21 protein-coding genes and 1 pseudogene are annotated in these 25,774 nt (G+C 43.4%); 12 read left to right on the top strand and 10 right to left on the bottom strand.

Annotated elements, in window-relative coordinates:
* From AACR09_RS09905 to mrdA, 4 genes and pseudogenes are all read left to right on the top strand, one after another.
* Positions 1 to 734, top strand: a pseudogene (locus AACR09_RS09905) (bifunctional NADH-specific enoyl-ACP reductase/trans-2-enoyl-CoA reductase); the annotation flags it as partial.
* A gap of 178 nt (positions 735 to 912) precedes the next feature.
* Positions 913 to 2,820: a bifunctional diguanylate cyclase/phosphodiesterase gene (locus AACR09_RS09900; protein ID WP_193834868.1), complete on the top strand. Its 1,908-nt coding sequence runs from the start codon at positions 913 to 915 to the stop codon at positions 2,818 to 2,820.
* A gap of 119 nt (positions 2,821 to 2,939) precedes the next feature.
* Entirely contained in the window at positions 2,940 to 4,595 is a 1,656-nt protein-coding gene (locus tag AACR09_RS09895; RefSeq protein WP_193834866.1) for an ABC-ATPase domain-containing protein, read from the top strand.
* A 269-nt stretch (positions 4,596 to 4,864) separates the two neighbouring features.
* Positions 4,865 to 6,763 carry a penicillin-binding protein 2 gene (gene mrdA, locus AACR09_RS09890; RefSeq protein ID WP_017089217.1) on the top strand — a complete coding sequence of 633 codons (1,899 nt, stop codon included), beginning with the start codon at positions 4,865 to 4,867 and terminating at the stop codon, positions 6,761 to 6,763.
* Positions 6,764 to 6,971: 208 nt separating this feature from the next.
* Here mrdA and AACR09_RS09885 read toward each other — a convergent pair whose 3' ends face one another.
* Entirely contained in the window at positions 6,972 to 7,592 is a 621-nt protein-coding gene (locus tag AACR09_RS09885; RefSeq protein ID WP_193834864.1) for a DNA-J related domain-containing protein, read from the bottom strand.
* A 308-nt stretch (positions 7,593 to 7,900) separates the two neighbouring features.
* Positions 7,901 to 8,740 carry an isopenicillin N synthase family dioxygenase gene (locus AACR09_RS09880; RefSeq protein ID WP_193834857.1) on the bottom strand — a complete coding sequence of 280 codons (840 nt, stop codon included), beginning with the start codon at positions 8,738 to 8,740 and terminating at the stop codon, positions 7,901 to 7,903.
* A gap of 202 nt (positions 8,741 to 8,942) precedes the next feature.
* On the opposite strand from AACR09_RS09880, the gene AACR09_RS09875 reads away from it, so the two are divergent.
* On the top strand, positions 8,943 to 9,548 hold the full coding sequence (locus tag AACR09_RS09875) for a DUF2238 domain-containing protein (RefSeq protein ID WP_193834855.1): 606 nt from the start codon (positions 8,943 to 8,945) through the stop codon (positions 9,546 to 9,548).
* A 96-nt stretch (positions 9,549 to 9,644) separates the two neighbouring features.
* Here AACR09_RS09875 and AACR09_RS09870 read toward each other — a convergent pair whose 3' ends face one another.
* The 5 genes from AACR09_RS09870 to AACR09_RS09850 all read right to left on the bottom strand — a co-directional run bounded on the left by AACR09_RS09870 (position 9,645) and on the right by AACR09_RS09850 (position 13,473).
* Positions 9,645 to 9,896 (bottom strand): hypothetical protein, encoded by a 252-nt coding sequence (locus AACR09_RS09870; RefSeq protein WP_017082269.1) that lies wholly within the window; start codon positions 9,894 to 9,896, stop codon positions 9,645 to 9,647.
* Between the two features lie 21 nt (positions 9,897 to 9,917).
* A complete protein-coding gene (locus tag AACR09_RS09865; protein ID WP_193834853.1) occupies positions 9,918 to 10,826 on the bottom strand; it encodes a DMT family transporter in 909 nt (302 codons plus the stop codon).
* A gap of 65 nt (positions 10,827 to 10,891) precedes the next feature.
* Positions 10,892 to 12,583, bottom strand: coding sequence for an SgrR family transcriptional regulator (locus AACR09_RS09860; RefSeq protein ID WP_193834851.1), 1,692 nt, complete (start codon positions 12,581 to 12,583; stop codon positions 10,892 to 10,894).
* 154 nt (positions 12,584 to 12,737) lie between these two features.
* Positions 12,738 to 12,971, bottom strand: coding sequence for a DUF3389 domain-containing protein (locus AACR09_RS09855; RefSeq protein ID WP_004730938.1), 234 nt, complete (start codon positions 12,969 to 12,971; stop codon positions 12,738 to 12,740).
* A 76-nt stretch (positions 12,972 to 13,047) separates the two neighbouring features.
* Complete coding sequence (locus AACR09_RS09850) at positions 13,048 to 13,473, bottom strand: hotdog fold thioesterase (protein WP_004730936.1); 426 nt, start codon at positions 13,471 to 13,473, stop codon at positions 13,048 to 13,050.
* A 188-nt stretch (positions 13,474 to 13,661) separates the two neighbouring features.
* Here AACR09_RS09850 and AACR09_RS09845 point away from each other — a divergent pair, with 188 nt between their 5' ends.
* The gene (locus AACR09_RS09845; protein ID WP_004730934.1) at positions 13,662 to 14,450 is read left to right on the top strand and encodes a M48 family metallopeptidase; all 789 of its coding nucleotides are present in this window, start codon (positions 13,662 to 13,664) and stop codon (positions 14,448 to 14,450) included.
* An 85-nt stretch (positions 14,451 to 14,535) separates the two neighbouring features.
* Here AACR09_RS09845 and AACR09_RS09840 read toward each other — a convergent pair whose 3' ends face one another.
* Positions 14,536 to 15,618, bottom strand: coding sequence for a site-2 protease family protein (locus tag AACR09_RS09840; protein ID WP_017081105.1), 1,083 nt, complete (start codon positions 15,616 to 15,618; stop codon positions 14,536 to 14,538).
* Positions 15,619 to 15,974: 356 nt separating this feature from the next.
* Here AACR09_RS09840 and AACR09_RS09835 point away from each other — a divergent pair, with 356 nt between their 5' ends.
* The 3 genes from AACR09_RS09835 to AACR09_RS09825 all read left to right on the top strand — a co-directional run bounded on the left by AACR09_RS09835 (position 15,975) and on the right by AACR09_RS09825 (position 20,612).
* Positions 15,975 to 17,228: an outer membrane protein transport protein gene (locus AACR09_RS09835; RefSeq protein ID WP_193834849.1), complete on the top strand. Its 1,254-nt coding sequence runs from the start codon at positions 15,975 to 15,977 to the stop codon at positions 17,226 to 17,228.
* Between the two features lie 18 nt (positions 17,229 to 17,246).
* Positions 17,247 to 19,790: a VolA/Pla-1 family phospholipase gene (locus AACR09_RS09830; protein WP_193834847.1), complete on the top strand. Its 2,544-nt coding sequence runs from the start codon at positions 17,247 to 17,249 to the stop codon at positions 19,788 to 19,790.
* Between the two features lie 264 nt (positions 19,791 to 20,054).
* Positions 20,055 to 20,612, top strand: coding sequence for a PhnA domain-containing protein (locus tag AACR09_RS09825; RefSeq protein ID WP_004730927.1), 558 nt, complete (start codon positions 20,055 to 20,057; stop codon positions 20,610 to 20,612).
* 72 nt (positions 20,613 to 20,684) lie between these two features.
* Here the strand turns inward: AACR09_RS09825 and AACR09_RS09820 are convergent, their stop codons facing one another.
* Entirely contained in the window at positions 20,685 to 21,599 is a 915-nt protein-coding gene (locus tag AACR09_RS09820; RefSeq protein WP_048612509.1) for a LysR family transcriptional regulator, read from the bottom strand.
* 237 nt (positions 21,600 to 21,836) lie between these two features.
* Here AACR09_RS09820 and AACR09_RS09815 point away from each other — a divergent pair, with 237 nt between their 5' ends.
* From AACR09_RS09815 to AACR09_RS09805, 3 genes are read left to right on the top strand one after another with little or no spacing between them, the layout of a single operon-like run.
* Positions 21,837 to 22,049 carry a DUF1656 domain-containing protein gene (locus tag AACR09_RS09815; protein ID WP_004730923.1) on the top strand — a complete coding sequence of 71 codons (213 nt, stop codon included), beginning with the start codon at positions 21,837 to 21,839 and terminating at the stop codon, positions 22,047 to 22,049.
* Between the two features lie 10 nt (positions 22,050 to 22,059).
* Positions 22,060 to 22,920 (top strand): HlyD family secretion protein, encoded by an 861-nt coding sequence (locus AACR09_RS09810; protein WP_193834845.1) that lies wholly within the window; start codon positions 22,060 to 22,062, stop codon positions 22,918 to 22,920.
* Positions 22,921 to 22,933: 13 nt separating this feature from the next.
* Entirely contained in the window at positions 22,934 to 24,289 is a 1,356-nt protein-coding gene (locus tag AACR09_RS09805; RefSeq protein WP_193834843.1) for an FUSC family protein, read from the top strand.
* A 91-nt stretch (positions 24,290 to 24,380) separates the two neighbouring features.
* Here AACR09_RS09805 and AACR09_RS09800 read toward each other — a convergent pair whose 3' ends face one another.
* Positions 24,381 to 25,667, bottom strand: a complete 1,287-nt coding sequence (locus tag AACR09_RS09800; protein WP_193834841.1) for a DEAD/DEAH box helicase — start codon at positions 25,665 to 25,667, stop codon at positions 24,381 to 24,383.
* Positions 25,668 to 25,774 lie beyond the last annotated feature (107 nt).

The following is a 25,774-nucleotide window of genomic DNA, read 5'->3' as shown; positions in this document are numbered from 1 at the left end:
GTTCTGCCATTAAGCCTATTGGTGAAAGCGTTACCGGCGCGACTATCTCGCTAGAGCACGACAACTGGGTGACAAACACACTTGCTGCAGCGACGGAAGAAGAAGCCGAAAGCACACTCAAAGTCATGGGCGGCGAAGATTGGGAACAGTGGATAGATGAGCTCATCAACGCTGAATCCATTGCCCCAGGTTGTAAAACCATCGCATTTTCTTATGTTGGTCCAGAAGTCACGCACCCTATTTATTTAGACGGCACTTTGGGACGCGCTAAAATAGACCTTCATCAAACCAGCCATGCGCTGAATCTTGAACTAGCAAACTTCGGCGGTAATGCCTACGCGACTGTGTGTAAGGCACTTGTCACCAAAGCCAGTGTATTCATTCCGGGATTAAGTCCTTACCTACTCGCTTTATATAAAGTGATGAAAGAGAAAGAGACGCACGAAGGCTGTATCCAACAAATGCAGCGTCTGTTTAGTAGCAAACTCTATGGTCAATCAAAAGTCCCTCTGGACGGCGAACGCCTAATTCGGATGGATGAATGGGAACTCGATCCAGAAACCCAAGCTCATGTAACTGAGCTACTTGAAGCTATGGATGAAAACAACTTCCAAGCAATTGGCGACTATCAAGGATTCAAAGAAGAGTTTTTACAGTTGAACGGTTTTGCTCAACCGTCGGTAGACTATAAAGAGAAACTTAACACTGATGATTTTATAAAGTTAAAGCCTTAATCGAAACTTATCTCATTACTGAGACCCAGATTCACATTTGAAAACCTCTGCAAAATTGCAGAGGTTTTTTTGTGCAACATTTCTTATACTTAGTAAATGTAAGATTCACAGTTTATTTGGTTCATCTTAATTAACACAGGATGTGTTGATGCATTTAGCATAATTGACTCGGAGTCATATGAAGAAGATAAAAACGATAGACTTAGATATTCCTGACGATATGGCCTCCAGTTGGCAGAATATTGTTGACCTCTTGGCTCAAATCACTGAAGTTCCCGCCGCACTTATCATGCGCGTTCACACCAACTACATTGAAGTTTTCTCTACCAGTCGCAGTGAGGATAACCCTTACAACAAAGGCGATTCTGAAACCTTAGGAAATGGGCTTTACTGCGAAACGGTGATGGAATCTCAGCAACAGCTTGTGGTGCCCAATGCGCTTGCAGATCCTGATTGGGAAAACAACCCCGACACAAAGCTTGGCTTAATCTCTTACTGTGGTATTCCGCTATTTTGGCCTAACGGCGAATTGTTCGGCACCATTTGTATCTTGGACTCGAAAGAAAATCACTACACACCTACCTATATCAAGCTATTAGAAAGCTTTCGTACCTCGATAGAATCTCAGCTTAAAACTTTGTTTCAGCACGCTAAGCTCACCCAAATGAATCGTGACTTAAAGAACCGGGTTTACACTCGCACTAAAGATCTCGCGAGCCTCAATTATTCTTTAAACCAAGAGATCGATAAGCGAAGAGCGGCTGAACAAAAAATAAACTTCCAAAAGAATCATGACATCGGCACCGGTTTTTTGAACCGAACCGCATTCGAGTCTCGCCTAAATAACAAACTGTCGTCACAGCAAAGGCTGACGGACAGTTCATTTGCGGTTATTCATATAGGGTTTACGAATGGAAGGCGCATACAGGCTCGATATGGCTATGACGCGTTAGACCAAGTGCTGGTTGAATACCGAAAACGTATCGACAGTATCTCGGATATCGAGGTACTAACTGCACGCCCTACTTCTATCGATCTCGTACTGGCGTTCAGCGTAAAAGATTTGCACCAACGCCTAGAAGAACTTTGCCAGACGCTCGTTAAAGTCGGCCATTCAGAGTTCGATATCGACAGTGACAAAGTACATTTGCATGCGTTTATCGGGATTGCGATTACTGATAACGAAGACGATGCGGAAAGCATTCTCCAGAAATCATCAGAAGCCATGCTCGCCTGTAAAGATTCCGGGCAAAAATTCGCTTACTACTCTCAATCTCATACTGAACAACAAAGTCGCATCAATAAGATCGAAGGTTATTTGCTTCAAGCTGTCCGTAATGATGACCTCATGCTCTACTTTCAACCTAAGGTATGTCCATTAACGCATCGTTGGGTTGGTGCTGAAGCCCTACTACGTTGGCGCCACCCCGTCTTAGGTGATATCTCCAACGAAACCTTGATACATATGGCCGAGCAAAACGGTTTGATTTTCGAAGTCGGAAGCTTTGTTCTGCGTAATGCGATTGAAAAAGCGAAAGAGTGGTCCGAATACGTTGAAGATTTCAAGATGGCTGTGAATGTATCTGCAATTCAACTCAAGAACGTGCACTTTGCGGAGCAAGTGGTTCACCTACTTGAAACCTATCACCTAGAACCTCATTTTTTGGAACTCGAGGTGACAGAAAGTGGTCTGATTGCCGATGAGGTTATCGCTAAGAATACCTTAGAATCGCTGCATGATATTGGCGTTACATTGTCACTGGATGACTTTGGTACAGGCTACGCGTCTTTCAGTTATCTCAAGAAATTTCCGTTCGACACGATTAAAATTGATAAGAGCTTCATCGATCAGATGCTTAACTCACACGAAGACTCGGAAATCGTTCGTTCTATTGTCCAAATCGCGAAGAAGCTCGACCTAAAAGTCACAATTGAAGGGATAGAATCGGAAGTTCAGGAGCAATTTATTATCAACGAGGGCTGCGATGTGGGCCAAGGTTACCTTTATGGGCGGCCAATGCCGAGCCAAGAATTCGAACACAGTTTAATCAATCAAAACTATTTGGGGACAACCCGTTACGCTTAAAGCGAAAAAGAGCAGTTTGTTTTGGATTTAGGCCTACTTTCTCTTTACTCTAAAGGTGGTGATTTTTATAATCGCCGCCTTTCTGTTTTAATCTTCCCTTTATATAGGCATTCCTCGTTATGGATCAGTTGACTGCAAAGCTTAAAAAGCTCGAAAAACAAAACTTCCGCGCATATCAACAAATTAAAGGTCAATACGACTTTGCTGATTTCGAATTACACATCGACCACGTTCAAGGTGACCCGTATGCATCTTCTTCACGTTTTCGCGCAACACGCGCCTGGTCGTTAACAGGGTTAGGTTGGCTGAAAGAAAAGTCTTACGAATACCAAGTAGCAGCGCGTGATTTCATTGCACGTAGCTTCTCTGAATTTGCTAAGCAAGAAACGACTGTGTCTATCGCACTAACAGGCCAAACTGTTTTGGATAACACATCTGTGGTTTTCACCGAGCACGGTATCGAAATTCGTTTTCGTATCAACTTACCGGCTGATGGGCGTAGTATTCTTGCAAAGAAAGCAATCAACATCATTACATTCTATTTGCCTAAGTTTATTCGTCGCGCAACGCTTGAACGCGAACTCAACATTGAAGCGATGATTAAGCATTGTGAAGCCGTTGAAGACCAAGACGCGTTGCGTGCTCAATTGGAAGAAAACAACCTAGCGGCATTCGTCGCAAATGGCAGCGTATTACCTCGTATTGCTGGTAACTGTGACCTACCAATGAAAGGTGCGGTGCCTTTCGCTGCTCCAGAATCGTTGAGTGTTACTTTAAACACACCGAACCAAGGTGATGTGACTGGCCTAGGTATTCCGAAAGGTATCACGCTAATCGTTGGTGGTGGTTTCCATGGTAAATCTACACTGTTGAACGCCGTTGAACGTTCTATCTACAACCATATTCCTGGTGACGGTCGTGAAGGTATCGTGACGGCGACTGATACGATGAAGATCCGCGCTGAAGATGGCCGCTGTGTTCACAACTTGAACCTATCAAATTACATCAACCATTTGCCGATGCAAAAAGACACGTCTGATTTCAGTACACAAGATGCGTCTGGCTCGACATCGCAAGCGGCTTGGTTACAAGAATCAATTGAAGCAGGCGTTCAAACACTACTTATTGATGAAGATACGTCAGCGACTAACTTCATGATTCGTGACGAACGTATGCAAGCGCTAGTATCTAAAGGGGCTGAGCCAATCACGCCACTTGTTGACCGTATTGGCCAACTACGTGAAGAGATGGGTATCTCTACCATTGTTGTAATGGGTGGTTCTGGCGATTACTTAGATGTGGCTGACACTGTGATTCAAATGCACGATTACCAAGCGGTAGACGTCACTGCAAAAGCACAAGAAGTGATAGCTCAACACCCTACTCAACGTACTAACGAATGTGAGACGGCATTAGAAACGTTTGTTCCTCGTTCGTTAAACCGCGCAGCACTGATGAATATTCTTACTGACGGTAAGTTCCGTGTTAACGCGAAAGGCAAAGAGTCTCTGCGTTTTGGTAAAGAATTCGCTGATCTTTCTGCATTAGAGCAGTTAGAGTCAACATCAGAAGTTAACGCGATTGGTTGGGCATGGTTCCAGTTTGCACAAACTCCAGGTTGGTCAAAAAACCCTGCTAAAGAGTTTAGCGCGATCTTAAGCGATGAGTGGCACGTTAATATGCCAAACTACGGTGACTTAGCGAAACCAAGAGTATTGGATGTAATGGCTGCACTAAACCGTATGCGTAAGTCTCAGTTCAAACCTTCGAACTAAGATAGATTCAAGCATCATAAATTGTATTGACGGCTCTCATTGTGAGGGCCGTTTCTTTATTCGCTAGCTCTAACTCTATATCTATATCTAGATCTAAAGCAAAGCCTTAAGACCCTCTCCTGCCTCACTTTTCTTGTTTGAAGATAAAACCCACCAATATTGTGCTTATCCTAAAAATCATGACACAGCTTTTACAAAACTATGGCGATATTCATATAAAGTTCCAACTCGACAGGTGTAACTAAATGTAACAAACCCTTGAGGCTTCAATGAATCATAAACGCGTTAAGATGCGTGACCATAAAAAAGAAGTAAATCTGTTCAAAAACCGTGTAACCGTTGCGTTTTGTGGGATCTTGCTGTTCACTCTTGTCTTAGTCGGCAACCTTTACCGACTTCAAGTCGAAAATTTTAAAAGCTATCAAACCCGTGCCGATGGCAACAGAATCAAAGTATTACCTATTCCCCCGACTCGCGGGCTTATTTACGACCGCAATGGTGTGTTGCTCGCCGAGAATGAACTTGTCTTTAATCTGACGATGATTCCAGAGCAAACTGATGATGTCGATGCAATGCTTGCTAAGTTGGACAAATACATCCCGCGAGAGGCTGAGCAGATTGCTCGTTTCAAAAAGCGTTATCACAACACTCGCCGTTTCAAATCGGTCACGATATTAGAGAACCTAAGCGAAGAGGAAATTGCTAAGTTCTCAGTGCACCAGTACCAATTCCCCGGCTTATCGATTGATACCAGCTTGAAACGATTTTATCCAAATGGAGAAGTACTTACCCATGTCTTAGGATATGTCGCACACATCAATGATAGCGATCTTAAGAGACTAGAAGAAAAAGGCATCGAAGCGAATTATCAAGCGACGACCATTATCGGTAAGCTTGGTGTCGAACGCTATTACGAAGACATATTGCACGGTACCAAAGGTTATCAAGAAGTCGAAGTAAACAGCCGTGGGAGAGTCGTCCGCACCATTGAGTATGTAGCTCCGGTAGCAGGAAAAGATATCGTATTAAATATCGACCTCGAACTACAAAAATACGTATTCGACCAGCTTGATCACCGAACAGGCAGCGCGGTCGTTCTTGACCCGAAAGACAACAGTGTACTTGCAATGGCATCAAGCCCCAGCTACGACCCGAACCTCTTTGTCGACGGTATTTCTAGCAAGAACTATCAACGTTTATTGAATGATCCTGCTCACCCATTGGTAAACCGCACCACTCTCGGCGTTTATCCTCCGGCATCAACCGTGAAACCATTTATGGCTGTAGCGGGACTGCAAGAACATGTCATCTCCGAGGATACGATTCGTAATGACCACGGCTCATGGCAAATTCCCGGTTCCAAACGCAACTCTAAATCATGGCGAGACTGGAAACGCTGGGGTCACGGCCCTGTCGACGTAACCCAAGCCATTGAAGAGTCAGTGGATTCGTTCTTCTATCAAACCGCTTTTGACTTGGGCATTGACCGTATTTCAAGCTGGATGAATCGCTTTGGTTTTGGTGAACCTACAGGTATCGATATCTATGAAGAGAGTACCGCCAACATGCCAACCCGAGAATGGAAGATGATGCGTTATCGTACGCCTTGGTATCAAGGTGACACAGTTCCAATTGGCATTGGCCAGGGTTATTGGACATCGACACCAATGCAACTTGCCAAAGCGACTTCAGTGTTGGTCAATCATGGAAAGGTGATGCCACCTCATATCCTGAGAGCAATCTTGGATCATGGTGAGGACTTTGACACACAACAACTCGTGAAACCTGAACCTATGCCGTCTATCACTGAAGTCCCTGACAAAATATGGGATGTACCTATCAATGCAATGAGACTGGTAAACCACGGTAGTCGAGGTAGCGGCAGGCGCGCATTTAAGGGAACTAACTACACGAGCGGCGGAAAATCAGGTACGGCACAAGTATTTGATCTTGCGAAAGATCAAGTCTACAACTCGAAGAAGTTGGCTAAGCATTTACTCGACCATGCGCTTTACACGGCTTTCGCACCTTATGAGCACCCTGAGTATGTCGCGACGGTGGTCATTGAACACGGTAACGGTGGCTCAAAAGTCGGCGCGCCATATATCCGTAAAGTACTCGATTATGCATTTGAGCATAAAAGTGGTGAAAGCAAAGACCAGTCGTAGCAACAATAAATGAAGTAGTAACGACGCTTAATCTAGTTGCAACACATAACGTATTTACAAAACATAATATAGTTACAGAACATAGCGTAATGACGACAAAGCCCCACTTGTGTCACTCACAATGTGGGGCTTTTCAATTTTATATATTAGGGCCTAAATTTCACTTTATCTAAAGGGTCATAAACCGCGCAATAAGAGTTACTTTCGATTACGAGCTTCGTAATACATTCCATGCTTCACAGAGCGTCTGGAATTTCGCCGTATTTCCCTCGTCCCGATCTGGATGCCAGCGCAAAGCCAATTGTCGCCAGCGCTTTCTAATCTCATGGTGAGTCGCGTCCAAAGGTAACTCAAACAAATTTAACGCTCGGCTTCTATCCATATCGAGTTCATCACCACCGACAAACTTTCTGTACCGAGTCCAGAACTCGTTCAGCAGCCTTTTGACTTCGCCCTCGTCCGCTTCATAGTTAATCCAATTAATGTAGTATTCTCGCAGTGGGTCTTGATGATCAATACTGTGACTGCTTCCGTGATACCGACCATTCATCAATTCAATGTCCATCGCTTGGACTTGTAGCCAACCATCAGGGTGTAAGGTTTCTTGAAGCTGATAAAGCGCATTCATTATGAGGAAGTTCTTTTTAAACAACTCTTTCTCAGGTGCTGGGTCTAGCACCGGCACAAACCCAAGGTCGTTAAGGTGAGCCGCCAATGTGTGTACTTTCCAGCCGCTTGGCTTTTGCTTAAGCACTTCCATAATCGGCCAAAGCAATGGATTCTCCATATGGCAATGAAAGTTTGATCTCACCTCTTGATGATTCGACATAGTAGACTCAGTTAGCTTTTCTGTATTAATGGATGACTAGGGTATTGGATACAATGAGCAACCTACATCATAACCATTGCCGTATCTCTTTTAATTGAAAGCGATTTTCTGCGATTTGTCGAGCTAATGGACCAACAACTTTCAAACGCTTGGCTCAAAGGCACCCTTTCATCATGAAACTGAAAGTCGTTAAGTGAGTGCAACCGCCATCAATGCAGAAGTGATCCTGAAATACAGGTACAAAAAAGGTCAGCAATTTTGCTGACCTTTGATATCTTTACCAATTTTAGTACGAAATATTTCGCTAATTAGATAACGCCAAGTTCTCTTAGACGCTCCATTAGGTACTCGTTTGCTGTGTACTTTTCTGACAGCACAACTTCCGGTTTCGGGTGAAGGAATAGAGGCAAAGAGATACGAGATTTCTCTTGGCGTTCACCTGATGGATTGATTACACGGTGGGTTGTCGATGGAAAGTAACCACCCGATGCCTCTTGAAGCATGTCACCAATGTTGATGATCATGTTGCCGAAGTCACATGGAACATCTAACCACTCGTCGTTTTGAGCTTTAACTTGAAGGCCCGGCTCGTTTGCTGCAGGAAGAACAGTCAGTAAGTTGATGTCTTCGTGTGCTGCTGCACGGATAGCGCCAGGCTCTTCGTCACCTTGCATTGGTGGGTAGTGAAGAACACGAAGCAGAGTCTGCTCACTGCCGTTGATCATTTCAGACAACGCGATAGAGAACTTCTCTTGTACTTCTTTAGGAGCATGAGCTTCAACCCATCCTAGTAGCTCTTGAGCAAAAGCATTCGCACGTTGGTAGTAATCTAGAATCTGTTCTTTCAGCTGCTCAGGGATTTGGCCCCAAGGGTATACGTGAAAGTACTCTTTGATGTCTTTTACAGTGTGGCCCTTAGCAACTTCAGACACTGAAGGTGGAAAATATCCATCTTGTGTTTCAACATTAAAGTGGAAGTTTTCTTTCTCTTCAGAGATGAAGAATTTGTACCAGTTTTCGTAAATAGACTCAACAAGCTCTTTCGGGATTGGGTGATTCTTAAGAACACCAAAACCAGTTTCACGTAGAGAGCGAACAAATTGTTCTGCTGCGTCGTCAGCAAGGTAATCGACAGTTTCCAGTTTCATGACTTTTCTTTCTTGTTATGTAGTGATGAAGCGATTTTAAGGATCGCTTTGTTGTAAATCAAACTTTTGTGAAACTCTCGCAACCGTTTGTCTAGATACTGGGCGATAACGCCAGTTTTCAACAAATATGGTGATTACAGCTCAATTGAACACTGTTCATTATTGTGTAACACTATTAAAAACTTCGACGAGAGATCTCGATATGACAATTACACCTCTTGCTCAAAATCGACCATTACTTTCATTAACGACGCTTTATCTGATTGTGTTTCTATTTTCAGCATTTGCTCCCTCTTCAAGAGCAGTATGGATTGCCGAAATTGTCCCGGCTCTAGTGATATTGGTGGGTATCTGGTGGCTATCAACCAAGCTCACCTTCACTAAGACTGCCTATATTTTGATGTTTATCTGGCTGATGTTACATACGATTGGCGCGAAATATACCTTTGCAGAAGTGCCGTTTGAATGGTTTAACAACATGATTGGCTCTGAACGTAATAATTTTGACCGTGTCGCGCATTTCTCTATTGGCCTTTACGCTTACCCACTCGCTGAGTATTTGATTCGCAAGAAACTGGCTCAACCGGTACTGGCATGTTTCTTTGCCTTACTTGCGATCATGAGTGTTGCAGCAGGTTATGAGATTATTGAGTGGTGGTACGCGGAAATTGCAGGTGGTGATGAAGGTATCGCGTTCCTTGGCTCACAAGGTGATATTTGGGATGCCCAGAAAGACATGCTGTGTGATACAACGGGTGCTATTGTCTCGCTATTACTTCTGAAACTTCAAGGGCGAGTTAGAGCTTAGTAGTTCGTGGATAGCTCTCTCAACTTCTTGCTTATAAGTTAATTAGTCGATTTAAATGCCACGACACAGAAACTGTGTCGTGGCATTTGTTCTTTTCTACTTCATAGTCACCTTGCCACCCACAAACTTGTAGGCTGGCGTACCTCGAACCAAGGTATCTCGCGCGAATTCAATCCCACATTCAGGGCATACACATGGCTCTTTAGTGAAATCTTCAACAATACGTTCCTTAAAACACTTCACGAGTGCACCTTTGCCACCTTTCCGATACTTAAAAAGTTGCGTTTTGCATTTCGCACAGAAAATCTGAACCGTTTTGGTCGGTTGTTTCTTGTTTGGTTTAGCCATAGAAGTTAATGATTGAACTCTTTATTTCTTAAGTTTAGGTGCGACAAGAACCAAGCTTATCCCGAGTAAAATAACGGTCGATGAGATAATAAATTGCATGGTGACCGGCTCGGAGAGTAACAAGACGCCACCGAGTGTCGCGATAACCGGCACAGAAAGCTGTGCAATGGATGCGACCACTGTATACAGCTTTTTCACCACGTAATACCACAAACTATAACCCACACCAGAAGCCACCGAGCCCGATATAACCGCGTAAATCAAACCTTGCTCAGTGATAGAGACTTGAGGCATTGCATTAGGTATTACAACTAGAAGGCTTAAACCTGCAAGGATAACTAGCGAGCTAAATCCAAAGTTAGCGGTCGTCGATTGCAGTGCGTTTAAAGATTTCTTTCCTGCCAATGTGTAAATACCCCACCCAACTCCGGCCAGAGACATCAAGATGATAGAAACTAAGTCTGGTGCCTGTGTCGATTCAGTTGGCATTAACAAGTAAACAAGCCCTGCCACCGATAACAAACATCCGCCCCACTCAAGTAATGACATTCTGTTTCCAGAGAACAAGTGCGCGGCAATCATCGTAAATTGTACTGCGACAAACAACACCAGCGCACCAAGACCTGCGCCAAGCTTTAAGTAAGCGAATGAGAAGCCAAACATATACACAAGCAGTGACAATATTGATGTGAATTGAAACTGTGACTTTAGCTTTGTATATACCGATGTGCTGTTGTTTGCTAGCTCCTGTTTATGCTTAGATTGGGAAGATAAAGTGAATAAAATCAGAAGTGTAAGCGCACCAGACAAGATGCGCACGCTCGAAAAGCTCAAAGGATCAATCGTTTGATCCATTAAAGCCCAGCGACACAAAACTGAATTAGCAGCAAAGGCCACCAGCGTAATAAATGTAACCATCACAGTTTGCATCGTTTTGTCCTAATTGAGTTGTTTGGTCCTAATAAGTGTTCTTGGGTTTCAATCAACGTTGGATTTCAATCAACGTCAGGCTTCACCCAAACTTGACTAAAGTCGAACCAACCTAATGCATTACATTTTGCGTTCTGCAACGTACCACATTGATCTTTGTTAACGCCCAACCAACAGTGGAACATCGGAATTAACTGATTGCTTTGCACCAGTTGCTTACCGAGTTGCCTTGCTGGGAATTGGTCGAATTCGCCTGAACGCCAACGGTCAATCATGTGACACCATTGGTCGAAGTCATCAGCTGGGCTAGATTCATCAAGAAAACTGTAATCCATTAACCAACCGGCCAATGCATCGTCTCTGTTGTTAGCGATACCCATAGGATTAATCCAAATATCAACATTATCGGCGTGTGGAGGATCGGTTTCGTAACCGATAAGCTCAACATCGACATTATATTGCTTCAACACGGTGACAATCGCTTTGGCAAGTGTTGGAAACATCGGGTGTTGGCATTGGTACGCCAATCTAATGGTTGGTTTCGCATTTGCTGGTGGACAGACTGGCGTGTTTAACTTTATGTCATACCAACCAGGTTTTATCCCATAGGCGTGTAGAACGCCCAAATCGATGACGGTCTCTTTTGGAATATGAACAAACAGATCAGCTGCATTCAATGCGTTAGACAAAAACTCCGCCCATGCGGGATCTTGTGCGATGCCCTTCTTTCTATTCAACAGTAAATACGTACAGCCGGGATCAAGCTCTACTTCATCACTATCACCACGGTCGGCCATTACCGGTTTCGAAAGACTTGGGTAAACCATAGAAGAATACGCCTCATCAACCACCCAAACCTCAACGCGATCAATCAGCGGCCTGAAACCGAAGTATCCGTTGAAAGCCGTTAGTACGAGTTGCTTCTCATCGTTCTTCTCAATGCGATACGGCCCCGTACCAATTGGTCGAATATCGTAGTCTTCGCCACGTAAAATCATCGGTAAAGTGACCTTAGCGACCGACTCCGTGAGCGCGAGTGGGAAATACTTATCTGGACGCGTTAAGAATACATCGACCACGCAATTTGCGGGTGAAGAGACATCTTTAATATGCGAGAACAAATTGAGTGGTTCGAGCGCAAGAAGCGTGTCGACAACATGATTCGTTAGTAGAGGCTCCCCGTTATGAAAACGGACACCCGGCCTTAAGAAGAATCGCCATTGATAGTCACTGATTTTTTGCCATGAATGAGCAAGATCGGGTTGTAACTGATCATTTTCATCCAATCGCGTTAACCCACTGAAGACTTGACAGGCAATGTGCTGCTCTGAACGTCGCATCGATTTTGTCGGGTTAAGCATTGAGAGCGGTCGGTAATAAGGCAAACGAATGACCTGCTCACCTTCTTGATATTGCACACCCAAATAGTTTTGAATAACCTGAGTAAGCTTGGCAGCATTGTGGTCAAGCACTGACAGCGCCTGACCAATTTTACCTTCCTGTAAGTACCGCCTCGCTAAGTTTTCACTGACATCGCAACGATTCTGCTTAAAGATAATTTGAGATAACTTACCTCGGCCTGCCGCCGGTAACCATTCTACCCAGCCTTGTTCTTCAAGTTTGTTGAGTACCATTCTTGCATTACGACGCGTACAACAGAGTACATCTGTTATGTCATCGAGCTGAACATCAGAATCTTTACCATCGAAGTATTCAAACAGGGTTTCAAATTGAACGCGAAGTCTTGGGCTGCTCATAAAGAGGAAAACTTATTCAAAGGGCATTGAATTCAGTTTCCCTATTTTAAGACGTAAAATCAATCTTACTGACGTGTTTTTATTGCGAATTATTGGGTATGACGTCCCAAGATGTTATTCAAACATAATGGCTAAGTACTTTTGCAGCATACGGTTACATCACATCGCAGCCGATTTCATTGGCGATGTCACGAAGCTGTTGTTCATTATCTAATTTAATTGACCACTTGCACTCAGAGCCATTCGCCGAAATGACATTTGCCCCTTTTCCAATTAATTGAATCGCATCAACTTGCGCTTGCAGCGTGACTCTATGTTCACCATCTAAACGAACAACCAGCTCATGTGCGGTTGCGATAACTTTTCCACTTTTAAACGTTATGACCATCGGTTTCTCTAGCTACTTCTTTGAAATACAAATTACTATTTTCTAAATAGAACAAAGTTAACTGCTGCCCACTCTATTATCGCTTATGTTTCTTCACGGCAATCGTTAATCGACTCGTACAAACTAAGCGTTGACGCTCGTCAGTGATATTGATTTGCCATACTTGGGTAGAGACACCAAGGTGAATAGGTTCAGCAGTACCAATAACATGTCCTTCACGCATTGATCTTACGTGATTCGCGTTGATATCTAATCCAACGCAATAGTAGCCTTCTGGTACGCAGAAATTAGCCGCCAATGAGCCAAGCGTTTCAGCTAGCACAACCGATGCTCCGCCATGAAGCATGCCTAGTGGTTGGTGCGTAAAATGACAAACCGGCATGGTTGCCACTAAGGAATTGTCGTTTACTTCTGTGTAAACAATGTTGAGGTGCTCAATTAAGGTATTTTTTGAGGTCGCGTTGAAGGTATCTAGGTCAACGGGCTTTTTCCAAATACTCATATGGGTTCCTTAATTATTGACTTTATTAGTGCGTGAATCGCTTTATTAGTAAGTGAATAGCTTTGTTATCGTTAATAGTGATCTTAACGATAACAATGTTTTTAAATACAATACTTATCTTACAGCTCTTAGTTATTACGCAAGTTGATGTTAACATGCATAAAAACCGAATACACAGAGGATATTGTATGACGTCATGGATGAAGTTTGCCTCGCTTCTCACACTTGCAGGCCTAACCGCATGTAGCGCTTCCCCGACAGGAAGAAACCAATTACTGCTTTTTTCTGATCAAGACATGTCTCAACTTGGGGCGCAATCTTTTGAACAAATGAAGAAAGAACAGCCAATAAGTAAAGACGCGAAAACAAACGCTTATGTACAGTGCGTTGCAAATAGCATTACTCAACATATTCCAAAACAAGGCTTTAGTGAATGGGAAGTTGTTGTTTTTGATAGCGACCAAGTGAATGCCTTTGCTTTGCCGGGTGGCAAAATTGGCGTATACACAGGGTTACTTAAGGTCGCGGTCAATCAAGACCAACTCGCAACGGTTATCGGACATGAAGTGGCGCACGTTCTCGCTGACCACAGTAATGAGCGTCTATCTCAGTCTCAAATCGCTAATACTGGCTTATCTATTACTAGTGTCGCGTTAGGCGCATCAGAATACAAACAGTACCAAGGAATGACAATGGCAGCCCTAGGTTTAGGTGTTCAATACGGGGTTATTCTACCGTATGGCCGAACTCAGGAATCAGAAGCCGATGTTGTTGGTTTAGAATATATGGCTCAGGCAGGGTTCGATCCTAAACAGAGCGTCGACTTGTGGCAAAACATGGCGAAAGCATCAGGTGGTAGCCAACCGCCAGAATTGCTGTCTACGCACCCTTCCCACAGTACGCGTATCAAAGATCTACAGGCGACGATAAAAACGTTACCTCAATCGGGTTCACCAAGACCAAATTGCAAAGCGTAATCTAACATTTGTTTAGACGCTAAACTTCGAATACAAAAATTCCCTATCCATATTGGTTAGGGCATTTTTTTGTTTTTGATTCTTGTTAAGTACCAAGAATTTGCAATGGTAGGCTTAATAGCTGATCACCAGTAGATGCAAAATACCAGATAACACCGATCAAACTGCTCACTAGACCCACATACCAAACAAACGACACGACTTGACCGTATTTGTCTAATGGCAACAAGTGACTGTGGTGACGCCCTTTCCATTCGAAGAGTATTTCCACACTGCCCATAATCAATAAGAAGCCAAACAGGGTCAAATTCAGCTGATAACTCAGTACCACGCCAGCAATAGCTGCCGCAACACACAGGACAATACCAAGCACACTGTTCATCGAGAAACTGATACTTTTTAGTACATGTCCGCCATCGAGAGGCAAAATCGGTAATAGATTAAACAGGTTTAATAACGCGTTAAATACCGCAAGCCCAGCGAAGAACATTTCGCCAGTCGCCCAGTACAACACCATAAATATCAACGACAATATCAAGCCAAACAATGGTCCCATGATCGAGATAACCACATCTTGCCAGCGCGTATTGATCTTTTCGTCGGATAACGCCAAGCCACCAAGGAACGGTATCAAATAGATGCCTTTGGTCTTCATTCCAAAGTATTTCATTGCTCTGATGTGGCCATATTCATGGAACATTAAACAAGCGATCAAGGCTAAAGCGAACTGAATTGAAAATAGCCATGAGTAAGCAGCTAAACTCGCAGAGGCAAGTACCACCTTGATTAACTTGGCACTCTTAAGGGCTTTCATTCCCAGCGAAACTAACCCGATTAAGCTAAAACGCTTCTCTGGTTTTGGTGCGACAACCGGGGTTTGTTGCTCGATATCTTTGGTGTTTCGATTGCCTTCGGTAACGGTTTGGCCATTCACGGTCGCTTTATAGGTCATCTCAAACGGTTGCCACTGAACGGTCGCCTCAACGTTACACTGCAACGTTTCTTCACCTGCGCGCAGAGTAAATGCATGAGTTCGAGCGTCATCTTGATCTGTGGTTGCGTCTAATTGGGACACCAAAGTATTGTCCCAATACAACTGTTGCCACCCTGCCATTGACCCCTCTAAACGAAGTGGTTTTCCAAGAAACTCTATCGCGAGTAATTCCAAACTTTAATTCCAATTTAATGACTATCAATATGAATCGATATTATGCCGATTTAGCGATTAACGGTAAACATAAACAAAGTTGTTACATATTGAGCAGTTGAACACTATTTATACCAGCACCTAACATAAATATTCTGGTCACACCTCCAACCACCCATAAATCATTGATTGTAATTATATTATTAGTGTTAGAGTGCCGTCCCTTAAAAATATTACTTCACAAAATGATAACTCATTCTTTGACTTTATATTAAACATGAATTTAACATGCCATTTACATTAGAGCTTAAGCACCAACAACGCTCAGTGTGTTTTCAACAATAAGAATGAGATTTGATGCCCTAGGAGGGTCAAGGATGAAAACAATACAACGCTCTCTCGTTTCACTTTCTGTGCTATTTGCATGTAATTCACTTGGGGCTGGTTTCCAAGTTGCTGAGCACTCTGCCTCAGGTCTTGGTCGTGCATTTTCAGGTGAAGGTGCTGTAGCTGATAACGCGAGTGTACTAGCGAGAAACCCCGCCGCAATGACCCTATTTGATACAGCCCAATTTTCAGGCGCGGTTTCTATCGTTGATCCAGAGGTTAACGTCACTCAAACCAAAATTAATGATAGCGATTTCAATCAGAAGTCTTCTGACGTAGCCCCTTTGCAAATAGTCCCAGCCGCTTACTACATCAGTCCAATCAATGAAAAGTGGGCTTGGGGGATTGGCATGTTCACTACATATGGCGTTGCTACTGATTATCCCGACGATATTTATGCAGGTGATTTAGCCGGTGACACATCTTTGGTGTCCGTAAACCTAAATCCAAACATTGCTTACAGAGTAAATGAAAGCTTTAGCCTCGGTGCTGGTATCAATCTGGTATATGCGGAAGCTGAATTAAATAGACACAAAGGCAGTCTACCTGTTGGCGGATCGCCAAGTGACAAACTGATATCAATGACAGGTGAAACGTTCGCTTTTGGCTGGAATGTCGGTGCGCTGTATGAACTGAATGAAAATAACCGTTTTGGTTTTGGCTATCGCTCATCTGTTGAACTTGATTTTGATGACGGAGAGTTCACTGATTACACCGGCTTAAAAATGGAAAGTGGCGCTCCAGGTAAGACTACCGGACGTTTAGAAATTGAACTACCCGATATCTTTGAACTATCGGCTTTTCATCAACTTAGCGATGCTTGGGCAATACACTATGGTTGGCAATTAACCAAATGGAGTAAGTTCAAAGAATTAAAAGCAACGAGTTCAGATTGTAAAAATAATGAGTGTTTCTTAAAAACCGAGCATTACGAAGACAACCAAAGATGGTCTGTAGGTGCTACTTACATGGTTAACCAAAGCTGGACTCTACGTGCAGGTTTGGCATATGACGAACAAGCTGGTGAAGCGACCTTAAGCATCCCCGATAGCGACCGTATGTGGTATTCAGCCGGTTTAACTTATGCAGTTTCTGAAAACATGACTGTCGATGCAGCATTTGCATTAGTACAAAGCGAAAGCGGCTCGTTTACCGAAACCGATGCAGCAGGACAAAAGCTTACATTTGATGCTGAAGGCGTTGCTTACCTTTCAGCGATCCAACTTAACTACACGTTCAACTAACCGTACGGGAATAATTACATGAATAACAAATTTTCTTTATCTCTCGTATGCTCAGCATTACTTCTTACTGGCTGTGGGGACAACAGTGAAAGCTCTGGTGATTCAACTGCAGCACCGTATTCCGACGCAATCAACCAATCATTAGCTAGAAGCTCAAAAATTAGCTTTACGCTTTTAGGTAATGAAGCGGATGTCCCTCTTCCTTCGTTTTTCTTGTTCGATACCAACGATCACACTTTAAACATCCCGTTAGATACAAATTCAACGGGATTGTTGAATGATCCAAAAGTAGCGATGGGGGAAGCTGATGGTTGGAGTACTATCATGCCGTTCACTATTAATGTGAATCTTCCAAGTGATAGAACGCTGAAAAACGATGTCGTGATGAACGGGACGACACCGTTTAGCGCGCACTTAAATGCTGGCGTAAAAGTAGCAAAAGTAGACGTTGATCTGAGTACCGGTATCATGTCTAACTTTACTGCGCTAACTGCTGGAGTTGACTACTTAGTGGCATCTAGCGATTTTAAGACCATACAAGTTTTACCTCTTAAAGGTTTAGACCCTAGCTCTGACTATATCTATGCATTAACCGACTCAATTGTTGATAGTGCAGATGAACCACTAGGAACATCAAGCTCCTACGCGTCTTTAAAAACGACAGATATAGACCAAGCAGGCTCGCTCGATTTACCACAAAAAATCATCCATCAAGTTGAAGCGTTATTTGCTGGCTATGGTGAAGTGTCAAGTTCAGATGAGATCATCTACTCATCTTGGTTTACTACTGCGTCGGCAGGTAACGTAATGCAAAATACCAAAAACGCGTTAGCACTAGGGTATGAGTCAACCCAATCTCAGATTTGGCAAGGCAGCGCCAACCCGAACAATATTGATGCAGATATACTCAATAGCCTTTACGAGATAGAAATTGATACTGCGAGCCAAATTCCAAATACCATGGCATTTGATACCGCACTAAGTGTTGATCCATACGCAAAAGCGGTACTGGGAACAGATGGCATTAATGCCCTCACCACCAATTATGCTGATCTAAAGTTAACGGGCAACGAAATCACGGTCTACCGTGCTAAAGTTAAATTACCGTATTTCCTATCTAATGACACAGCGAACAGTGGTTGGAAAACTCAGCCTTGGCGCAGTAGCATGCCGAGTGTCCTCAAGATCCTCAAAGTTCTAACGTCTGGTTCGGACGCAGACAAAGGTGAAATAGCAAGGCAACTATTTGTACTGGGTATCACTGAACCAGCGACTCAACTACTCGATCCAAACTACCAAAAGAACCTAGTTGGTACGGAGCTGACCTTAGCGGACGGCTCTCAACTGGATCCAGAACGAATCTTAACCAAATACAGTGCAGTTCCACAGATTCGCTCTGTTGAAAGCGTTGATGTCATTATGTTTATCCCTTCTGGTGTCCTTGTCGGTAACAGCCTGCCAGTACTTCAATACCAGCACGGTATTACCAGTTTAAAAGAGACCAGTTACGCTTTCGCGTTGCAGCATATTGCGGGCGCAATCCAAACCGGCCAGCAACCTTATGCCATTGTTGCGATTGATCAACCGCTGCATGGTCAGCGAGGTCTTGGACAAAATGGAGAAGTCGTGACTACGCCAAACACACCGACTGTGTACATGAACCTTGAGTACTTACCGGTTGCCCGTGACAATATTAGACAAAGTGCGATTGATGGCATTGGTTTGAGACTTGCGCTCAATAACGGTACTGGTGCACCATTTAGCTCTTTAGATACGAGCAACGTATCTTTGATGGGGCACTCTATTGGTGGCATTACCGGCATTAGTTCTTCAGCAGTAGCCAACACCAAGATTGATGCGAAATTCGGCATTACGGTTGATGACGAACTTGCTTATAAAGCGACAACGTTAGCGAATCCAGGCGGTGGTATCGGTCCATTCTTACTTGAATCTGGCTCATTTTCCGGAACAATAAAGCATACGGTAATAGGTGCTCAAGTCACCGCCTATCAAGACTATTATGCCGTCAATTGTTATAACAAAACGCCGGCAGTTGACGGTGGTGATTGCTTTGATGATTTCTATGCAACGCTCAGTGACTCGAACGCAAGTGATGAACAAAAACAAACAAAATCCGTTGTTGATGCAACGCTCACGTCATTCACTTATGCGGCGCAAACCGTGTTAGACAATGTTGACCCGATTAACATAGCGACACTTATGTCTGGCCCTGTACTTGGCATACAAGCAGAAGGTGATGAGACAATACCTAATACGACTCAACTGCCTACAGCTGGCACACAAGCTCTGTTTAGCAAACTTGAGTTAAAGAACAGTGTTAATCATTCTACAGGCCAATTATTGGCGTCTTACTTTGCTCGCACTTCATTTGCTGAGCATAGTACTGCGATTGCACCACAAAAATCTCACCTACCTACAGAAGACGACAGTGCCGCGCATGAAGAAATGGTGTCACAAATTGTGCAATTCAATCTCACCCAAGGTAATGCGACGGGTAGCTTAGTCGTTAACCCTGCACTGCTTGATGCAACGATTGATTAGCAACAAGTAACTAATGATTAAAAGGCAAATAGCCCAGGTCATTAAGCCAAGTTATAACTTATTCATGCCAGCCTAACCGCTGGCATTTTTGTATCTATCGACATCCCATCGTCCCTAGTTAACCGTTTGCATAGAACCTTAAAACACAAATGGTTGATCTCAGCTAAAATTAATCAAGACAGAATACCGTACGACCTCTTTCTTTATTGCAAATAAAGTGGATAATAGCCCCGTAATTTAATACCTAATAAATGTGAGTCCATTATGTCTTCTGAAGCTACGATGCTAGAACGCTGCCAATCTAAATGTGAACTATGTGGTTCTGATTCTTCTCTTACTGCATACGCAGTACCGCCACACAGCCACGTAACAGTGGATCACGGCATCATGGTATGTGACAAATGCCTTGGTGAGATTGACGATCCAAAAGATATCAACCACTGGCGTTGCCTAAGCGACAGCATGTGGAGCCAAGAAGCGCCAGTTCAAGTAATGGCATGGCGTCAACTTACTCGTCTGAACTCTGAAAGCTGGGCTCAAGACGCGCTAGACATGATGTACCTTGAAGAGGAAACATCAGTTTGGGCACAAATCGGCATGTCTGCTGATGACAAGCCTCTTGATGTGAACGGCGTTGAACTTAAAAAAGGTGACGACGTAACAGTAATCAAAGACCTGCCAATCAAAGGTACTAACCAAGTGATTAAGCAAGGTACTGTTATCCGTGGCATCAGCGTTGGTGACGACCCTAAGCTTGTTTCTGGTAAAACAAACGGCGGTCAATCAATGTACGTAATCGCTGAGTTCTGCCGTAAGAAGTAATTCTTCTCTTAGCTGAACAAAATCTAAAAGGCGCTAATGAATAATTAGCGCCTTTTTTAATATCTCCAATTTTCACGACTTAAAACTATCAATAAGTTGCTCGCGGTACTCTTTAATAACAGACACCAAAGAGCCTTTGATACCACTGACTTGCTTCGAGTGCGGGCACCACAACGCGAATCCAAATTTGAATCCTTCCACCATTTGCGCAGAGTGAATGGGCTCTATTGAATGTTTTGAAAATTCAGAGTCGGTAAAAAAAGCCTTAGGAAGAAGTGCCCATCCAAAACCCTCTTCAAGCATTTTGATCATTAACGAAAGCTGATCGATCTCTTCATAGTCAGAGCTCACAATAATCTTTTCAGACATCCCTTCATCAATCAGAGACTTCAATACGAACTGTTTTGAGTTCCTTAGTGCCACTAATACTTCATCTTTATTTATATGTGAGAGCGCTCCCCCTTTTTGTCCAAATGGGTAGAACTCGAAATGTCCAAGGAAAGTAGAATCAAAACTGTGCATCGCTCGGCTATTATGAGCATTCACAAGTCCAAAATGATATTCCCCACTTTGTATCCCTTGCTTAATTTCGTTCTTATTCCTAACCAGAAAGTTCACTCGCATCATTGGGAAGTCGTGCTTAAGTCGTTTACGTATATCGACCAACACACGTTGTGGAACGAAACTAGAATACGCTATTGTTATGTTCTCTAACCCACCATAAGAAAGGCTCAACGCCACTTTGTCAAAAGTACGAGCTTGCTCAATCGTCTGTTTTGCGTAGTGATAAAGGAGGTGCCCGTCCTCCGTTGGTTCTACAGAGCGGCCGACCCTTTCAAAAAGATGCACAGCAAGGTGGTCTTCCAAATTTGTAATAACCTGACCGACGGTCGTTCTGTGCTTGTTGAGTTTTACTGCTGCTTTGCTGAATGACCGTTGTTCATAAACGGTCACAAACGCGAGAAGTTGTTCAATACTAAAGTTCATTTTGATGTGCTTACTTTCTTAGTCATGTATACGAGATAGAAAAACATCTACTGCATCAGAATAATAATGATAAAAAGACAGAGCAAAAGTGACTACTGATTTGTACCTTTGCTGCCTATCCTTCCTAGTATATACCTAAACCTGTCTGTATTTGATGGATCTGATCCTCTATATACGATTATTAACATCACCGCATTTCCTTTATCGTTACCTTCTTAAAACGATAGAGACAGACCCATGAACACAATGCCACATGAACTCGTGTGGGGTGAGATCTACTTCCCTCCTTTGCTATTGGTTATCGCGTTAGCTTATGTATTGACGATATTGACTGGCTCAATCGCGACAAAACTTGGGCTACATAAATATGTCGCTTTTCCTGCAATTGCCGAATTAAGCCTAATCGTGATTTTCGTCGGCGTTATCGGTCAATTCATTACCATCTTCTGAGGAATTCACCTTGATTAAACGTTATCTCATCACGCTACTACTGGTCGTTGCCGCAAGCTCTGTGGTTTATAGCTATTACCAATCTTATTCGAGTAATCCCTGGACTCGAGATGGTCAGGTCAGCGCTTACATAGTTTCTATTACCCCTCGAGTCACCGGGCAAGTAACTAAAGTCCATATTGAAGACAACTCACAGGTGGCTAAAGGTGACTTGCTGTTTGAGATCGATCCAAGCATTTATCAAGCGGCCTACAATAAAGCGTTAGCGACACAGATACAGGCTCGCGCGCTCTTAGCAAAAGCTAAAAACGAAGAGCAACGCGCGTTGAACTTAGAAAAGAGAACGCCCGGCGCTATGCCAGTGCTGACATTGAATAACCTGAATAACGCGGTTGATACAAATGCAGCTAACGTTGCACTAGCAAAAGCCAACGTTGAAGAAGCGCATTTAAATCTTGAATACACCAAGGTGTACGCGCCAACAAACGGTTACATCACGAACTTAAACCTACGAGAAGGCTCTCAAGTCGTCGCTAATACACCGGTAGTTGCGCTGATCGATGAAGACAGTTTCTGGATCGAAGGCTATTTCAAAGAAACTGATCTTGTGAACGTTGCACCAAACGACAAAGCTATCGTCACGCTCATGATGCACAATGATGTTCAATTAAAAGGCCATATTAAAAGCATTGGCTTTGGCATTGCGACACAAGATGGCAGTACTGGTAATGACCTTCTTCCCAACGTGAACCCTAATTTTCAATGGATTCGCCTCGCTCAGCGTATACCAATTAAAGTAGTACTCGATAACGTGCCTGAAGACTTGCAACTTCGTGTCGGCATGACAGCTTCAATCAAAATAATCAAATAGTTGGATGGCATTTATGTTCAGTGCATCGACCAAAGAAGCAATTAAGGCTTCTCTCGCGATTGTTATCTCTATCTGCCTTGCGTTGTGGTTTCAGTGGGAAAAACCCTATTGGGCGGCAATTGCGGTTGCTGTCATGGCATTGAACGAGAGTTTTGCCCATTCAATAAACAAAGGCCATAACCGATTAATGGGAACCTTGTTAGGGACGGGTTATGCCTTTTTCTTGATTGCGATGTTTTCGCAAGACCGCTTTCTGTTTTTGATGTTTTTCACTTTATTTCTCGGTACATGCATCTTCATGTCGAGTGATGAAAAGTACGGTTATGTCTTTTCTATAGGCTTTGCTGTCTGTTCCATCATCTCTTGTATGGGGGGATTCGATAACCAAATTACATTCTATTTTGCGGTGCTACGAATACAAGAAACTTTGCTAGGCGTTATCACCTTCTCGATTGTTTATCGTCTAATCTGGCCGGTAAACACTGAACAAAACTTCGTACAACGATTTGAAACAAGCAGAGAAACGCTGATAACAGCAATGAGCGATACCAATAACCTTGATATAGAAGCCTTAGAGTCCAATACCGCTAATATTAAAAAGCTTTATCAACTGTTGGATTTACCGCTCACTGGCAGTTATCACCTAAAGCAAAATATCCAAGCGTGGCGTTTACGTGTCCGTGAAATTGCTCATATTCAAGATCGTCTGCTTGAACTCGCCTCGGATGAACTTACTCAACCTATTGATTGGCCAATTCTCACAGAAAAACTGGAAAAACTAGAGTTAATGGCGCCACACTTGTCATTGATTGATGATGTGCCGTTTGTGAAGAGTGAGAAGAAAAACGTTTCTTGGCACCATGAGCACCGTACCTTTGTTCAACACCTGGATGAAGATGGGAGAAAAGTCTTACAAGGAGTCTCGATGTTCGTAACGTCGCTACTGGTTTGGATATATCTACCTGTGCCGGGCGGTTTTATTTTTCCGATGATTGCAGGCGTATTTTCTTCCATGTTACCGACGATGCCACCAAGTGTTATCAAAGATGCGTTTTTCGGGGTGATAGGCACTGGTACCGTTATTTTACTTCAATACATCTTTATCATGCCGATGATGACTGAGTTGTGGCAATTAGCACTGTTCTATTTCATTAATAGCATGGTGATATGGAAAGTGTTCGCAACGCCTAAACTGATGGTGCACCGAATACTTGGCATTAACCTGCTGGTCGTACTGACATCTGGCGCGCTTAATCTAACACCGGTTTATCAGATTCAAACACCATTACTGATGTTAACCACACTGCTCGTCATTTTGATGATCGGCAAATTATTTACTGACCTCTTTAGAGTCAAGAGTGTCGTTTAATCTCGTTACGCGGATTTGCTAAACTTAGGGCTAAAAATAAAAAAGGCGCAATTAAGCGCCTTTGGAAATTCTATTTTTTACTGACTCAATATCAGTTGTTTCTCAACCAAACATCTTGGTTTTTAGGTGTTTTCTTCTTTTTCTTCTTGCCTGTGCCAGCCGGTGGCGCAACGGGTTTTAGTGCAGCAACAAGTTCAGCGGTTGCCTCTTCATCCACTTCAAAACCTTCAATTTGCTCACGCTCAAGACGGATTTTGTTCTTCTTCTCAATGATTGTGAAGTGATGGTAATCTTCGTGGTCGATCAAAGATAGCGCTAGACCAACCTCACCCGCACGACCACTTCGGCCAATACGATGCATGTAGTCTGATGGGCTACGCGGTAGGTCAAAGTTGATTACTACTGGTAGCTTTTCGATATCCAGACCGCGTGCTGCGATGTCTGTCGCGATAAGAACGTCAATCTCGCCAGATTTGAAATCTTCAAGAATACGAGTACGTGAACCCTGCCCTTTATCGCCGTGGAATACTTCTGCGATGATACCGCGCTTGTAAAGCTTGTCTGCAAGGTGCTCACAGCTGTTCTTCGCGTTTACGAAGATCAGTGCTTGGCGCCATTCGTGCTGTTGAATCAGGTGTGCGAGTAACGCTGTCTTGCGACCTTTTTCTACTTCGAATACACGCTGAACCAATGTGCTCGCATTAGCACTTTGAAGTTGAACTTCAATTGGATCATTCAGTAGTTCGTGAGTCAGCGTTTTAACTTGCTCGGGGAAAGTCGCAGAGAACAACAAGGTTTGTTTTTTGCTTGGCAGAAGTTTCAAGATCGCGTCTAGTTCTTCTGTAAAACCAAGGCTTAACATTCGGTCAGCTTCATCAAGCACTAACGTTTTTACTTTATCTAGCTTGATAGCGTTGCTTGAGATCAGATCCAGTAAACGACCCGGTGTTGCCACCAAGATATCAGTGCCGCCACGTAGCGCTTGCATCTGAGTGTTTACCGATACACCACCAAATACACAAACCGTTTTGATCGCACCATTGAAGTGTACTGCGTAAGACTTAACGCTGTCAGCCACTTGCTTAGCAAGTTCACGAGTAGGAACTAAGATAAGACCAGACACAAAGTTACCTTTGCCTGCTCTGCGGTCTAAAGGTGCATCTTCATAGATTTGTTGTAACAGCGGCAGTGCAAATGCTGCAGTTTTACCTGAACCCGTATTTGCACCTGCAATTAGGTCGCGTCCTGCTAACACACTTGGAATAACTTGCGCTTGGATAGGCGTTGGCTGTTGGTATTCAAGCTCTGTTAAACGAGCCATCAAAGGAGAGATTAAGCCAAGATCAGAGAAGTTGGTTGGTGTTGTGGTGTTAGTCATTAATTGCAGGAACTCAAAGCTAAAATAATAGCGCGCTATATTAACGTATTTCAGCAGTATTACGTAACTAAATCGCCCCTTTCTCCTGTGTTTCAGCGATTAAGCCC

It is taken from the genome of Vibrio sp. OPT20, from assembly GCF_963889365.1.
In the GTDB taxonomy this organism is placed as follows: Bacteria; Pseudomonadota; Gammaproteobacteria; order Enterobacterales; family Vibrionaceae; genus Vibrio; species Vibrio splendidus.
This window is presented reverse-complemented; position numbering and strand designations above follow the sequence as displayed.

What these genes read in the sequence shown, in the direction of transcription:
- AACR09_RS09880 (WP_193834857.1), bottom strand. Translation starts at nt 8,740, where the DNA reads ATGAAACTGGAAACTGTCGATTACCTTGCTGACGACGCAGCAGAACAA.
- AACR09_RS09870 (WP_017082269.1), bottom strand. Translation starts at nt 9,896, where the DNA reads ATGGCTAAACCAAACAAGAAACAACCGACCAAAACGGTTCAGATTTTC.
- AACR09_RS09865 (WP_193834853.1), bottom strand. Translation starts at nt 10,826, where the DNA reads ATGCAAACTGTGATGGTTACATTTATTACGCTGGTGGCCTTTGCTGCT.
- AACR09_RS09850 (WP_004730936.1), bottom strand. Translation starts at nt 13,473, where the DNA reads ATGAGTATTTGGAAAAAGCCCGTTGACCTAGATACCTTCAACGCGACC.
- AACR09_RS09825 (WP_004730927.1), top strand. Translation starts at nt 20,055, where the DNA reads ATGTCTTCTGAAGCTACGATGCTAGAACGCTGCCAATCTAAATGTGAA.
- AACR09_RS09820 (WP_048612509.1), bottom strand. Translation starts at nt 21,599, where the DNA reads ATGAACTTTAGTATTGAACAACTTCTCGCGTTTGTGACCGTTTATGAA.
- AACR09_RS09885 (WP_193834864.1), bottom strand. Translation starts at nt 7,592, where the DNA reads ATGTCGAATCATCAAGAGGTGAGATCAAACTTTCATTGCCATATGGAG.
- AACR09_RS09815 (WP_004730923.1), top strand. Translation starts at nt 21,837, where the DNA reads ATGAACACAATGCCACATGAACTCGTGTGGGGTGAGATCTACTTCCCT.
- AACR09_RS09845 (WP_004730934.1), top strand. Translation starts at nt 13,662, where the DNA reads ATGACGTCATGGATGAAGTTTGCCTCGCTTCTCACACTTGCAGGCCTA.
- AACR09_RS09800 (WP_193834841.1), bottom strand. Translation starts at nt 25,667, where the DNA reads ATGACTAACACCACAACACCAACCAACTTCTCTGATCTTGGCTTAATC.
- AACR09_RS09900 (WP_193834868.1), top strand. Translation starts at nt 913, where the DNA reads ATGAAGAAGATAAAAACGATAGACTTAGATATTCCTGACGATATGGCC.
- AACR09_RS09835 (WP_193834849.1), top strand. Translation starts at nt 15,975, where the DNA reads ATGAAAACAATACAACGCTCTCTCGTTTCACTTTCTGTGCTATTTGCA.
- AACR09_RS09895 (WP_193834866.1), top strand. Translation starts at nt 2,940, where the DNA reads ATGGATCAGTTGACTGCAAAGCTTAAAAAGCTCGAAAAACAAAACTTC.
- AACR09_RS09805 (WP_193834843.1), top strand. Translation starts at nt 22,934, where the DNA reads ATGTTCAGTGCATCGACCAAAGAAGCAATTAAGGCTTCTCTCGCGATT.
- AACR09_RS09855 (WP_004730938.1), bottom strand. Translation starts at nt 12,971, where the DNA reads ATGGTCATAACGTTTAAAAGTGGAAAAGTTATCGCAACCGCACATGAG.
- AACR09_RS09875 (WP_193834855.1), top strand. Translation starts at nt 8,943, where the DNA reads ATGACAATTACACCTCTTGCTCAAAATCGACCATTACTTTCATTAACG.
- AACR09_RS09860 (WP_193834851.1), bottom strand. Translation starts at nt 12,583, where the DNA reads ATGAGCAGCCCAAGACTTCGCGTTCAATTTGAAACCCTGTTTGAATAC.
- mrdA (WP_017089217.1), top strand. Translation starts at nt 4,865, where the DNA reads ATGAATCATAAACGCGTTAAGATGCGTGACCATAAAAAAGAAGTAAAT.
- AACR09_RS09830 (WP_193834847.1), top strand. Translation starts at nt 17,247, where the DNA reads ATGAATAACAAATTTTCTTTATCTCTCGTATGCTCAGCATTACTTCTT.